The organism is Enterobacter cloacae complex sp. SHL009 (genome assembly GCF_049237205.1).
In the GTDB taxonomy this organism is placed as follows: Bacteria; Pseudomonadota; Gammaproteobacteria; order Enterobacterales; family Enterobacteriaceae; genus Enterobacter; species Enterobacter cloacae_M.
The window spans coordinates 111021-123925 of record NZ_JBMKIW010000002.1; the positions used below are offsets into that span (position 1 = coordinate 111021).

At 60.3% G+C, this 12905-nt stretch carries 11 protein-coding genes and 1 pseudogene; 3 read left to right on the forward strand and 9 right to left on the reverse strand.

The window, feature by feature from the left end; translation table 11 throughout:
- Positions 1–88: 88 nt before the first annotated feature.
- Positions 89–1036 (reverse strand): trehalose operon repressor TreR, encoded by a 948-nt coding sequence (gene treR, locus ACOTZC_RS07005; RefSeq protein WP_045402345.1) that lies wholly within the window; start codon positions 1034–1036, stop codon positions 89–91.
- 389 nt (positions 1037–1425) lie between these two features.
- Between treR and mgtA the strand changes: the two genes are divergently transcribed.
- Together mgtA and ACOTZC_RS07015 are read left to right on the forward strand one after the other, a co-directional pair.
- Positions 1426–4134: a magnesium-translocating P-type ATPase gene (mgtA, locus tag ACOTZC_RS07010; protein ID WP_047742989.1), complete on the forward strand. Its 2709-nt coding sequence runs from the start codon at positions 1426–1428 to the stop codon at positions 4132–4134.
- Between the two features lie 210 nt (positions 4135–4344).
- Positions 4345–6729, forward strand: coding sequence for a beta-N-acetylhexosaminidase (locus tag ACOTZC_RS07015; protein ID WP_421635690.1), 2385 nt, complete (start codon positions 4345–4347; stop codon positions 6727–6729).
- A 51-nt stretch (positions 6730–6780) separates the two neighbouring features.
- Here ACOTZC_RS07015 and ridA read toward each other — a convergent pair whose 3' ends face one another.
- The 4 genes from ridA to ACOTZC_RS07035 all read right to left on the reverse strand — a co-directional run bounded on the left by ridA (position 6781) and on the right by ACOTZC_RS07035 (position 8786).
- Positions 6781–7167: a 2-iminobutanoate/2-iminopropanoate deaminase gene (gene ridA, locus ACOTZC_RS07020; protein WP_008501391.1), complete on the reverse strand. Its 387-nt coding sequence runs from the start codon at positions 7165–7167 to the stop codon at positions 6781–6783.
- 73 nt (positions 7168–7240) lie between these two features.
- Entirely contained in the window at positions 7241–7702 is a 462-nt protein-coding gene (gene pyrI / locus ACOTZC_RS07025; protein WP_023310197.1) for an aspartate carbamoyltransferase regulatory subunit, read from the reverse strand.
- Between the two features lie 12 nt (positions 7703–7714).
- Positions 7715–8647 (reverse strand): aspartate carbamoyltransferase, encoded by a 933-nt coding sequence (pyrB, locus tag ACOTZC_RS07030; RefSeq protein WP_023310198.1) that lies wholly within the window; start codon positions 8645–8647, stop codon positions 7715–7717.
- 34 nt (positions 8648–8681) lie between these two features.
- Positions 8682–8786 carry a pyrBI operon leader peptide gene (locus tag ACOTZC_RS07035; RefSeq protein WP_022646880.1) on the reverse strand — a complete coding sequence of 35 codons (105 nt, stop codon included), beginning with the start codon at positions 8784–8786 and terminating at the stop codon, positions 8682–8684.
- Here ACOTZC_RS07035 and ACOTZC_RS07040 point away from each other — a divergent pair.
- A pseudogene (locus ACOTZC_RS07040) lies at positions 8766–8883 on the forward strand (hypothetical protein). The gene ACOTZC_RS07035 and the pseudogene ACOTZC_RS07040 sit on opposite strands and share 21 nt — an antisense overlap.
- Before the next feature lie 3 nt (positions 8884–8886).
- On the opposite strand, the gene ACOTZC_RS07045 reads toward ACOTZC_RS07040, so the two are convergent.
- From ACOTZC_RS07045 to arcC, 4 genes are all read right to left on the reverse strand, one after another.
- A complete protein-coding gene (locus ACOTZC_RS07045; RefSeq protein ID WP_029739272.1) occupies positions 8887–9366 on the reverse strand; it encodes an arginine repressor in 480 nt (159 codons plus the stop codon).
- Positions 9367–9446: 80 nt separating this feature from the next.
- Complete coding sequence (locus ACOTZC_RS07050; protein ID WP_213751718.1) at positions 9447–10850, reverse strand: YfcC family protein; 1404 nt, start codon at positions 10848–10850, stop codon at positions 9447–9449.
- A gap of 47 nt (positions 10851–10897) precedes the next feature.
- Positions 10898–11902, reverse strand: coding sequence for an ornithine carbamoyltransferase (gene argF / locus ACOTZC_RS07055; protein WP_045331738.1), 1005 nt, complete (start codon positions 11900–11902; stop codon positions 10898–10900).
- Positions 11903–11989: 87 nt separating this feature from the next.
- Positions 11990–12901 (reverse strand): carbamate kinase, encoded by a 912-nt coding sequence (arcC, locus tag ACOTZC_RS07060; RefSeq protein ID WP_045348354.1) that lies wholly within the window; start codon positions 12899–12901, stop codon positions 11990–11992.
- Positions 12902–12905: the final 4 nt, after the last annotated feature.

The following is a 12905-nucleotide window of genomic DNA, read 5'->3' on the forward strand; positions in this document are numbered from 1 at the left end:
GAGCGCAAGCCTACTCCTTCAGCGTGACGGCGAAAATGGGAACGTTCCCGAAATCAGGCGAAGATCACAATAATCTGTTTTAGAGGGGTTACGAAAGGTGAGCGGGAATGACGATCTGACGGGGCTCTGAACGCCCGTTTATCTGCTCGATCAGCTGCGCGGCGGCCTGTCTGCCGGACTCGGCGTAGCCCGGATCGACGGTGATGATCTCCGGGTGCAGGAACTTCATAAGCGGCGTGCTGCCAACGCTCGCCACCTGCAGGTTCTCGATGCGCTGCTCCTGCAGATATTTGCTCGCACCCAGCGCCAGGGTATCCGTGGCGCACACCAGCGCGGTGGTCTGCGGCGTCAGAACGCTGGCGGCCTGCTCGTAGCCCTGCTTCATGCCCAGCCCCGGCAGGGAGGCCACGGCGGAGAGATTGTGCTTTTTGCAAAAAGCCAGGTAGGCCTCATGCCGACGCTTGCCGGTGGTGACGTCCGCGTGCGGGACGCCGAGGAAGCTGATGTGGCGATGGCCTTCGTCAAACAGGCGCTGCATCAGGGTGATAATCGCGCCCTCGTCGTCGTAGCAGACGGAGGCAAACCCGTGGGCATCGCGCGCCAGCAGCACCAGCGAAGGCTGCCAGGGTTTCAGCATCTCGTCTTTGATGCCGGTAAAGCCAAACAGCACCACACCGTCAATGTTGCGCCGCTGGAGCATGCCCAGGTGCTCTTCAACCAGCTGCACAGAGAACTGGCTCTCCATCATGATCGGATCATACCCCTGCTCGTAGAAGGCGGGCAGCATGGTCTGCACGGCGAGGTTTTCAGACAGAGAATCTAGACGCGAGACAATAATGGCGACGACTTTGTCACTCTGCCCGCGCATGGCGCGCGCGGATCGGGAAGGGGAAAAACCGTGCTGATTCATGACCGCCTCAACGCGCTCGCGGGTGCGTTCGCTGACGCCGCTTTCGTTGTTCAGCACGCGTGAGACGGTCGATTTTCCCACGCCGCTTAAACGCGCGATGTCTTTAATCGTAAGGCGGTTCTGCATGCTGTATTCCCTGTAACAACGACGATGTAGTGAATTGAGCCTAATGCTATAGCGCGATTTCGCTATGGGCAAAGTCTGGTTTACGTTTGGTTTATTTGCAGGGGGGTATAATACCGCCCGAATCGTCATAAAGGGTATGCCTAAATCCCTGGACTGCGCGGCAACACCCTGTTTTTTTTACTTACCGGAGGCTTCATGGATCCCGATCCCACACCTCTCCTGAACGGGAGAATGCGTTCTTTCCGGTAAGCCAGCTTTTGCTGTCTCACCGGCGTGAGGCAGCAACGTCTTAAACGTTCCTGCTTAAAAAATTAAGTGCCTCTCAGGTACGGCCTTGCCACGCCTGAAGGAATTGCTGCGTCCGCATTCGCGGATGCGGAGGAATGACTATGTTTAAAAATATCACCCGGCAGCTGCAGGCGCTGCTGAGCCGCCACCTGCCACACCGTCTTGTTCAGCGCGACCCGCTGCCAAACGCCAAAAACATGGCGGGGGCGGCGATCCCCGCGTCCCTGACCGAACGCTGCCTGAACGTGGCGGCGATGGATGAAAACGAAGTCTGGCGAGCGTTCGGCGGACACCCGGAAGGGCTCAACGCGGCCGAAGTGGAAAAAATCCGCGCCGTACACGGCGATAACCAGATCCCGGCGCAAAAGCCGTCTCCGTGGTGGGTGCACCTGTGGCTCTGCTACCGCAACCCGTTCAACCTGCTGCTGACCGTGCTCGGCCTCATCTCCTACGCGACGGAAGATCTGTTTGCCGCAGGGGTGATTGCCCTGATGGTGGGTATCTCCACGCTGCTGAACTTTATTCAGGAGGCCCGCTCCACCAAAGCGGCGGACGCCCTGAAGGCGATGGTCAGCAACACCGCGACCGTCTCGCGCGTGATTAACGATCTCGGCGAAAACGCCTGGGTGGAGCTGCCTATCGACCAGCTGGTGCCGGGCGATCTGGTGAAGCTGGCCGCGGGAGACATGATCCCGGCGGATTTACGCATCATCCAGGCGCGCGATTTGTTCGTGGCGCAGGCCTCGCTGACCGGGGAATCCCTGCCCGTTGAAAAGGTAGCGCGCAGCCGCGACCCGCAGCAGATGAACCCGCTCGAGTGTGACACCCTGTGCTTTATGGGCACCACGGTGGTCAGCGGCACCGCGCAGGCGATTGTCACCGCCACCGGGGGCAACACCTGGTTTGGACAGCTTGCCGGGCGCGTCAGCGAGCAGGAGAGCGAGCCAAACGCCTTCCAGAAAGGGATTGGCCGCGTCAGCATGCTGCTGATCCGCTTTATGATGGTGATGACGCCGATCGTGCTGCTGATCAACGGCTACACCAAAGGCGACTGGTGGGAAGCGGCCCTGTTCGCGCTCTCCGTAGCCGTCGGCCTGACGCCGGAAATGCTGCCGATGATTGTCACCTCCACGCTGGCGCGCGGGGCGGTGAAGCTCTCTAAACAGAAAGTGATCGTCAAACATCTCGACGCCATCCAGAACTTTGGCGCGATGGACATCCTCTGCACCGATAAAACCGGCACCCTGACGCAGGACAAAATCGTGCTGGAGAACCACACCGATATCTCCGGCAAAACCAGCGAGCGCGTCCTGCACAGCGCGTGGCTGAACAGCCATTACCAGACCGGGTTGAAAAACCTGCTCGACGTCGCGGTGCTGGAAGGGGTGGACGAGGAATCCGCCCGCACGCTCTCCGGCCGCTGGCAGAAGGTGGATGAGATCCCGTTCGACTTCGAGCGCCGCCGCATGTCGGTGGTGGTGAGCGAGCAGACGGACGTGCACCAGCTGATCTGCAAAGGGGCGCTGCAGGAGATCCTCAACGTGTCGACGCAGGTTCGCTATAACGGCGACATCGTGCCGCTGGACGACACCATGCTGCGCCGCATCAAGCGCGTCACCGATAACCTGAACCGTCAGGGGCTGCGCGTGGTGGCGGTCGCGAGCAAGTTCCTGCCCGCGCGCGAGGGTGACTATCAGCGTATCGATGAATCCGATCTGATCCTCGAGGGCTACATCGCCTTCCTCGATCCGCCGAAAGAGACCACCGCGCCGGCGCTGAAGGCGCTGAAGGCGAGCGGTATTACCGTCAAAATTCTCACCGGCGACAGCGAACTGGTGGCGGCCAAAGTGTGCCATGAAGTGGGGCTGGACGCGGGCGACGTGGTGGTGGGGAGCGATATTGAACATCTCTCTGATGACGAGCTGGCGAAGCTTGCCCAGCGTACCACGCTGTTTGCCCGCCTGACGCCGATGCACAAAGAGCGCATTGTCACCCTGCTTAAGCGTGAAGGGCACGTGGTGGGCTTTATGGGCGACGGCATCAACGACGCGCCCGCGCTGCGTGCGGCGGACATCGGTATCTCCGTCGATGGCGCGGTGGATATCGCCCGCGAAGCGGCGGATATCATTCTGCTGGAAAAAAGCCTGATGGTGCTGGAGGAGGGCGTGATCGAAGGTCGCCGTACCTTTGCCAACATGCTCAAGTACATCAAAATGACCGCCAGCTCCAACTTCGGTAACGTCTTCAGCGTGCTGGTGGCGAGCGCGTTTCTGCCGTTCCTGCCGATGCTGCCGCTGCACCTGCTGATCCAGAACCTGATGTACGACGTGTCTCAGGTAGCGATCCCGTTTGATAACGTCGACGACGAGCAGATCCAGAAGCCGCAGCACTGGAACCCGGCGGATCTCGGGCGCTTTATGCTGTTCTTTGGGCCGATCAGCTCCATCTTCGACATTCTGACGTTCTGCCTGATGTGGTTTGTGTTCCACGCCAACACCCCGGAACACCAGACGCTGTTCCAGTCCGGCTGGTTTGTGGTAGGTCTGCTGTCGCAGACGCTGATTGTTCATATGATCCGTACCCGCCGCATTCCGTTCATCCAGAGCCGTGCCGCGTGGCCGCTGATTGTGATGACGGGCATTGTGATGGCGCTCGGTATCGCGCTGCCGTTCTCGCCGCTGGCAGGCTATCTGCAGCTTCAGGCGCTGCCGCTGGGCTACTTCCCGTGGCTGGTGGCAATCCTTGCGGGCTATATGGTGCTGACGCAGATGGTGAAAGGATTCTATGCGCGTCGGTATGGATGGCAGTAAAAACATATCTTCACCCTAACCCTCTCCCTGGAAGGGAGAGGGGACCGCTCGGTGCCGCCTTTCACCCTCGCCCATTGGGGGAGAGGGGACTGGCTTTCCTCCCAAATTCAACAACCTGTGATCTCCGTCGGCGCATTCGCTTGACGACAAATTGAGCGCATGTTAACAGAATGTTTTGCCTTTATTTGGCCCGTCAGATAAGGAACATTCATGTTACGGTACAGTCTCTTAACCGCCGGGCTGATGCTCGGCGCCTCTGCGTATGCCGCCCCGGCAGGCGATCTCCCTTTGATGCCCTGGCCTGCCAAGGTCGAACGCCTGACGACCCAGGGCGCGCTGGTGCTCAGCAACAACGTATCCATTAGCGTCAGCGGGGACGATCTCGGTGACGCCGTCAGCCGCCTGCGCCAGCGCATCGCCCTGCAAACCGGCTGGACGCTGCAGCCGCAGGCTGAAAAGCCAGACAAACCGACCATCCGCATCGCGATTGCCAAAAAGGTGAAGCCGCAGCCTCTGCCGGACAGCGATGAAAGCTACAGGCTGACGGTGGACGCCAGCGGCGTCGATATCTCCGCCAACACCCGCTTCGGCGCGCTGCGCGCCATGGAAACGCTGCTCCAGCTGATGCAGAACGGCGAGGAAAACACCTCGCTGCCGTGGGTCACCATTGAAGATTCGCCGCGCTTCCCGTGGCGCGGGCTGCTGCTCGACTCGGCGCGCCACTTTATTCCGCTGCCGAATATCAAGCGCCAGATCGACGGCATGGCCGCGGCGAAGCTCAACGTCCTGCACTGGCACCTGACCGACGATCAGGGCTGGCGCTTCAGCTCGAAGCGCTACCCTAAGCTGACGCAGCTTGCCAGCGACGGGCTGTACTACACGCCTGAACAGATGCGCGAGGTGGTGCATTACGCCGCCGAGCGCGGCATTCGCGTGGTGCCGGAGATCGACATGCCGGGCCACGCCTCGGCGATTGCCGTGGCCTACCCGGAGCTGATGAGCGCGCCGGGACCGTACGCCATGGAGCGCCACTGGGGCGTGCTGAAGCCGGTGCTGGATCCGACAAAAGACGCAACTTACGCTTTTGCCGACGCGATGGTCAGCGAACTGGCGGCGATCTTCCCCGATCCGTATCTGCATATCGGTGGTGACGAGGTCGACGACAGCCAGTGGAAAGCGAACGCCGCGATCCAGAATTTCATGCGCGACAACAGGCTGGCGGACAGCCACGCGCTGCAGGCGTACTTCAACCGTAAACTGGAGACGATCCTTGAGAAGCATCACCGGCAGATGGTCGGCTGGGACGAGATCTACCATCCCGACCTGCCGAAAAGCATTCTGATCCAGTCCTGGCAGGGCCAGGACGCGCTGGGGCAGGTGGCGCAGAACGGCTACAAGGGCATTCTCTCCACCGGTTTCTATCTCGACCAGCCCCAGTCCACCGCCTATCACTACCGCAACGAAATTGTCCCGCAGGGCCTGAACGGCGTGGACGTGATTGCAGACACCGACAGCGTCCAGAGCTGGGCCTTTTCCATGCCGCGCCTGAAGGGCAAGCCGGTGGAGGGGAGCTTCACGCTGGTGAAAGGGGACGCAGGCTGGCGCGGATTTATTGATTTTGCCGGGAAATCCCGCCGCGCGGTGCAGGATATTGAATGGCGCGATGACAGCCAGGTGACCTTCACTGTCGATACGTGGATGGGCGAGACGCGCCCGGTGGTCTCCGTTGATAACGACAAGCTCACCGGCTATTTCCTGGTGGGGAATACGCGTTACCCAATCAGCGGCACGCGTCTGGACGCGGTGCCGAAAGGCATTCCGCCCGTCGTGCCGGACGCCGCGAACCAGGCCAACCTGCTCGGCGGGGAAGCCGCGCTGTGGGCGGAAAACGTGGTGGCGCCGGTTCTGGATATCCGCCTGTGGCCGCGCACCTTCGCGGTGGCGGAGAGGCTGTGGTCCGCGCAGGACGTCAACGACGTCGATAACATGTACACTCGCCTGCAGGCGATGGACAGCTGGTCGACGGTGTCGGTCGGGCTGCAGCAGCATACCCAGCAGCAGGTGCAGTTCACGCGCCTTGCCGGTAATGCCGACACGCTGCCGCTGCAGATCCTCGCGCAGGCGGTAGAGCCCGCGCAGTATTACACCCGCCAGCACCTGAAGTTCCAGGCCGGAAACTACCATCAGTTCGAACCGCTCAACCGCTTCGCCGATGCGCTGAACGCCGAAAGCGCCACCGTGCGCCAGATGAACAAATGGGCGGACCGCCTGGTGAGCGATGCGGAAGACGCGGAAAGCGCCGACGCGCTGCGCCACGTTTTCAACCGCTGGCAGAGCAACACCAGCGACGCGCTGGCGCTAAGCGAAAACAGCTATCAGCTAAAGGCGATGAAGCCGGTGATCCAGGAGGTGGATAAGCTGGCCTCCATTGGCCTGCGGCTGACGGATCTGGTGGCGCGCCAGGGCACGCTGGATGACAAAGAGATAGCCTCGATTCAGAGCGAGCTGGATAACGCGGCGAAGGTTCAGGACGAGGTGGTGATTGCGGCGGTCTATCCGCTGGAGACGCTGCTCAGGGCGACGCGGAATCAGTAGCAAGCAACAGAAAAGGCAGCCCGGGCTGCCTTTTTTTATCGCCGAAGCGAATTAGCGACGTACGGCGATCGCTTCGATTTCAATTTTCACGTCTTTTGGCAGACGGGCCACTTCCACGCAGGAGCGCGCCGGGAAGGTGGCGTTGTGCTCTGTGAAGAACGCTTCGTAAGTGGCGTTAACGGTCGCGAAATCGTTCAGATCCTTCACGAAAACGGTGGTTTTCACGATATCGCCCACTTTCAGACCGGCAGATTCAACGATAGCCTGCACGTTTTCCAGCGACTGACGCGCCTGCGCCGCGACATCTTCCGGCACCGCGCCGGTTTTTGGGTTCACCGGGATCTGACCGGAAGTGATGATCATGCTACCCAGATCAACGCCCTGAACGTAAGGGCCGATAGCAGCGGGTGCATTTTCCGTCGCGAGTACTTTGCTCATGTTTTCTCCAGAATGACAGCGTTAAGAATGTTCCCGGCCATTATAACAGCCGGGATTTCATTACCAACCTCAATTAGTTGGCCAGCACCACATAATGAGAAAACTCTTTTTCGCAGTATTTGCATTTGAGCGCGATGTCATCGGCACGTTTTTTCACTGCAAAGCTGGAAGAAACCGGCTCAGCGTGACTGATGCAGTTGCTGTTCGGGCAGACCAGTACGCTTTCAATGCGATCCGGCAGGCTCGGGCGGGATTTGCCGACCACTTCATACTCGTCGATGCGGTTGACGGTGGCGTCCGGCGCGTACAGCGACAGCTGGTTGACCTGCTCGTCGGTCAGGAACGTGTTCTCGATTTTAATCAGGTCCTTGCGGCCCATCTCGCCGGACGGCAGGTTCAGGCCGATGGTGATGCGCTGGTCCGTTTCGGTCAGTTTGAACAGCGTCAGCAGCTTAAAGCCCACCTGCGCAGGGATGTGGTCAATCACGGTGCCACGCTTGATGGCTTCAACCTGGAGTTTGTTATCGTGCGTCATGGTCGTCTCCCCTTACAGAGCTAATTCGCGATTCAGAACCAGTGCCAGTAATGCCTGGCGGGCGAAGATGCCGTTTCCTGCCTGCTGGAAGTACCAGGCGTGCGGCGTTTTGTCCACGTCTGTGGTGATCTCATCGATGCGCGGCAGCGGGTGCAGCACCTTCATATTGTCGCGCGCGCCCTCGAGGTCGCTGGCGCGCAGCACGAACTGTGCCTTCACGTTGGCGTATTCGGACGGATCCAGACGCTCTTTCTGCACGCGGGTCATGTAGAGAATATCCACGTGGCTCATCACCTCTTCGATGCTGGCGTGCAGGCTCCACTGAATGCCTTTTTCGTCCAGCATGTCGAGAATGTACTGCGGCATCGCCAGCGCGTCCGGGGCGATGAAGAAGAAGCGGTTGCCGTTAAATTTCGCCAGCGCCTGGGTCAGGGAGTGGACGGTGCGGCCATACTTCAGGTCGCCAACCATGGCGATATTCAGGTTCTCGAGCTTGCCCTGCGTCTCCTGAATGGTGAACAGATCCAGCAGGGTCTGCGTCGGGTGCTGGTTGGCACCGTCACCGGCATTCAGCACCGGAATGCCGCCGGAAAACTCGGTCGCCAGGCGCGCCGCACCCTCCTGCGGATGACGCATCACAATCGCGTCGACGTAGGTGCTGATCACTGAAATGGTATCCGCCAGGGTTTCGCCTTTTTTACCCAGCGACGTGTTGCTGCTGTCCGAGAAGCCCACCACGCTCGCGCCCAGGCGGTGCATGGAGGTTTCAAAGGAGAGGCGGGTGCGGGTCGAGGCTTCGAAGAAGCAGCTCGCAATCACCTTGTGCTTCAGCAGCTCCGGTTGCGGATTGGCCTTCAGTTTTGCCGCGGTTTCCAGAACCAGTTCCAGCTCTTCGCGGCTGAGGTCGTTTATGGAAATGATGTGTTTTTGATAAAGCGGATTCATGTTTATCTCCTGACGCCGGGCAAAAAAAAGCCCCTCAAATGAGGGGCTCTGGGAATAGGTTTAGCAACGGGAAGAAAAACGGCAGGCCAGCGTCTGATTTCAGACGCGGTAAGACGTTATGTCGTACACGCTTGACCATGCTTCCTCCCGGCAAATTGTCGGGCATTATACGCAGCTCGCTTTTCGGATCAAGCGATTTAATGCACGCTTTACTCAATGCAAACGGTTCTTTATGAATATTAATGCGTTCTGAGTAAATAATTAATTTGCTTATGCACCAGTGCGGTGCGCTTCACGACCCGGGGAGCGACCCAGACGATACTGCTGCCGGCCACCACGCCTAAAATTTCCGGTAGCTGGTGATAATCCAGAATACGCGCCACCGCGCGGCCATATCCGGCAACGGTATGAACAAGGATAAACTCGCTATTGTGCTCGACGCTGACCACCATTTCGGACACGGTACGCGCGGCGTCGGGGGCAGGGCGCAGCTGGGGATTCAGCGAATAAATCTTTAGCCCTTTGGCATTTCGAATTTTTATGACGCCGAGCAATTTAAGCAGACGTGAAACGGTGGACTGGCTGATGGTTTCAAAACCACGCTCCTGCAAATCCCGGCGGATCTCCTCCTGAGAAAGATAGCTCTTTTCTGCGATCAGGCGCTGGCAGACCGTCAGCTGTAGTTGCTCTTTGGGAGAGTACTCTTCGTAATCCATCATAGTTCCCATATCAGTTCCTGAAATAACCGGTGGCACCGCACCGATCCGTAGGCCGGATAAGCGCAGCGCCATCCGGCAAATCACAACAAGGCACCCAGACTTAACGCCACCATAATCACCACCGTTAAAATGCCCAGCAGCGGCGCCACCCATTTCAGATAACGCACGTAGGGCACGCGGGCGATAGCCAGCCCGCCCATCACGACGGCAGAAGTGGGCGTGACGAGGTTAACGATGCCGGAGGCCGACTGGTAAGCCGTCACCACCAGGTCGCGGTTGACGTTAGCGAAATCGGCAAGCGGCGCCATGATCGGCATCGTCAGAACGGCCAGGCCGGATGAAGAAGGCACAAGAAACGACAGCACGACCTCCAGCCAGTACATCACGTTGATAAACGCTACCGTGGACAACCCGCTGACCAGCCCTTCCGCGCTGTGCAAAATGGTGTGGGTAATCATGCCCTTATCCATGATGACTACGATACCGCGCGCGATGCCGATAATCAGCGCGACGCCCAGCAAATCTCGCGCGCCGTTGATAAACGTCGACGTCAGCTCCTCTTCGCTCATGCGGGCAATCAGGCCGACGATGATCGCGCTGGCGAGAAACACCGCCGAGATCTCCGCCATCCACCAGCCCAGCACCGCCACGCCGTAGATCATCACCGCGAAGGCGAGGGCGAAAATCACCAGGATGATTTTGCGCACCAGGGTGAATTCCAGGGTCTGCTCACCCTTATTGCCAAGGAAATGGGCGCGGTTCTCTTCCTGCTTATCCGCAACGATCGACAGCGACGGATCCTGGCGCACCTTGCGGGCGTAACGCATCACCCACGCCACGCAGATGATCCAGCCGATGACCAGCAGCGCCACGCGCAGGGCGATACCGTTAGTGAAGGGGATCCCGGCGGCGTTGGCGGCGATCACCGTGGCAAACGGGTTAATGGTAGAGCCGAGCGTGCCGATCCCCGCCCCGAGCAGCACGGTAGAGGCGGCGACAACCGGATCGAACCGGGCGGCCAGCATCACCGGCACCAGCAGGGTGTAGAACGGCAGCGACTCTTCGGCCATGCCGTAAATCGTGCCGCCCGCGGCAAACAGCGCCATCAGGATCGGGATCATCCACTCCTCGCGCCCGCGCAGCCGGGTGGTAACGCGCTCGATCCCGGCGTCAATCGCCCCGGTTTTGGTGACGATCCCGAGAAAACCGCCGATGATCAGGATAAACAGCGCGACGTCGATCGCCCCGGCCTGGCCCGAGACCGGATCGTACAGCCCGGCGATGGGCGCCATCAGGACGGAAACCAGCCCCTGCGGATGTGCCGCCACGTGCGCGTACGTTCCGGCAATCGGGACTTCTTTACCGAGGGTTTCGTTCATCGCCATCTGGTACTGACCGGCGGGGACGACCCAGCTCAGCGCCGCCACAACGGCAATCAGGAAAAAGAGAATGGTGTAAGCGGAGGGAAACTTAAACTTGCCCATGATGTTCTCCTTAAACCCGGCGCACCCCTTGGCGCGCCGGGCGGTGATTAGTCGCCGAGTGTCGCCACCATGACCGCTTTAATGGTGTGCATGCGGTTCTCTGCTTCGTCGAAGACGATGGAGTTCGGTGATTCGAAGACCTCTTCCGTCACCTCCAGCCCCTTCAGGCCGTACGCCATCTCGATCTCGCGGCCCACTTTGGTGTGTTCGTTGTGGAACGCCGGCAGGCAGTGCATAAACTTGACGTTCGGGTTGCCGGTGGCCTTCATCACGTCCGCGTTGATTTGATACGGCTTCATCAGGCTGACGCGCTCGGCCCAGGCTTCCTTCGGCTCGCCCATGGAGACCCACACGTCGGTGTAGAGGAAATCGGCCCCCCGCACGCCTTCTTCCACGTCGTCGGTGAGGGTGATGCGCGCGCCCGTCTCTTTCGCGATGGCGCGGCACTGTTCAACCAGCCCCGCTTCCGGCCAGAAGGATTTCGGCGCGACGAGGCGGATATCCATCCCCATCTTGGCCGCACCGACCATCAGGGAGTTGCCCATGTTGTTGCGCGCGTCGCCGAGATAGGCAAAGCTCAGCTCAGGCAGGGTTTTGCCCGGGGCGTGCTCCAGCATGGTCATCAGGTCGGCGAGGATTTGCGTTGGGTGGAACTCGTCGGTCAGGCCGTTCCATACCGGCACGCCCGCGTACTCGCCAAGCTCTTCGACGATGGCCTGGCCGTAGCCGCGGTACTCGATGCCGTCATACATGCGGCCCAGCACGCGGGCGGTGTCTTTCATCGACTCTTTATGGCCAATCTGCGAGCCGCTTGGGCCGAGATAGGTCACCTGCGCGCCCTGATCGAACGCGCCCACTTCGAAGGCGCAGCGGGTGCGGGTGGAGGTTTTTTCAAAGATCAGAGCGATGTTTTTCCCGACCAGGGTTTGCTTTTCACGTCCGGCTTTTTTGGCGGCCTTCAGCTCGATGGCGAGGTCGATCAGGTACTGGATCTCCGCCGGGGTGTAGTCCAGCAGTTTCAGGAAGTTACGGTTTTTCAGATTGATGGTCATGGGTAAATCCTTTTTAAAATTTGCTGTTTGATGCCCTCACCCCGGCCCTCTCCCACGGGGAGAGGGTTAGGGTGAGGGGAAAACGACTCAGTTGCGAATCAACGTGCCTTTCTCGCCCGCGAGGATCTCCGCGCCGTCGGCCAGCGCGCCGATCCCGGCTATCCCATTGCAGGCTTCAACGAACTCGCGGCAGGCGGCCACTTTCGGCCCCATCGATCCGGCGTCGAACTGCATGCCTCTGAGCAGCTCCGGCGTCACCTGCGCCAGCGGGCGCTGGGTCGGCTTGCCCCAGTCGAGGTACACCGCATCGGCATCGGTCAGGATCAGCAGGGCATCGGCCTCGATCTGGCGCGCCAGCAGGGCGGCGGAGAGGTCTTTGTCGATCACCGCCTCAATGCCGCGATAGCCGTTGGCGTTCTCCACTACCGGCACGCCGCCGCCGCCGTTGCAGATCACCAGGTGATCGCGCTGGATCAGCGCCGTGATGGCGTCGCTCTCGACGATGCGCTTCGGCTGCGGTGACGGCACCACGCGGCGGAAGTAGCTGCCGTCGGCCTTAAATACCCAGCCTTTTTCCGCGGCCAGCGCTTTCGCCTGGGCTTCGCTGTAGACCGGGCCGATGTATTTGGTGGGGTTGCTGAAGGCCGGGTCGGCGGCGTCCACTTCCACCTGGGTGAGCAGGACGCTCACCTCGCGCTGCGGCAGATTGTTTTTCAGCGCCTGCTGAAGCATGTAGCCGATCATTCCCTGGCTTTCGGCACCGAGAACGTCCAGCGGGTAGGGTGTGACTTTGTCGTAGGCGCTGTTCTGCAGCGCCAGCAGCCCGACCTGCGGCCCGTTGCCGTGCACCAGCACCACGCGCCACTGTTCTGTTAATCCGGCGATGGTGCGCGCGGCCTGCTCGATGTTCTGGCGCTGGATATCCGCTTCCAGCGGCTCGCCGCGCTTGAGCAGCGCGTTGCCGCCCAGGGCCACAACCAGAGTGGGTTTTCGTTCCATGATG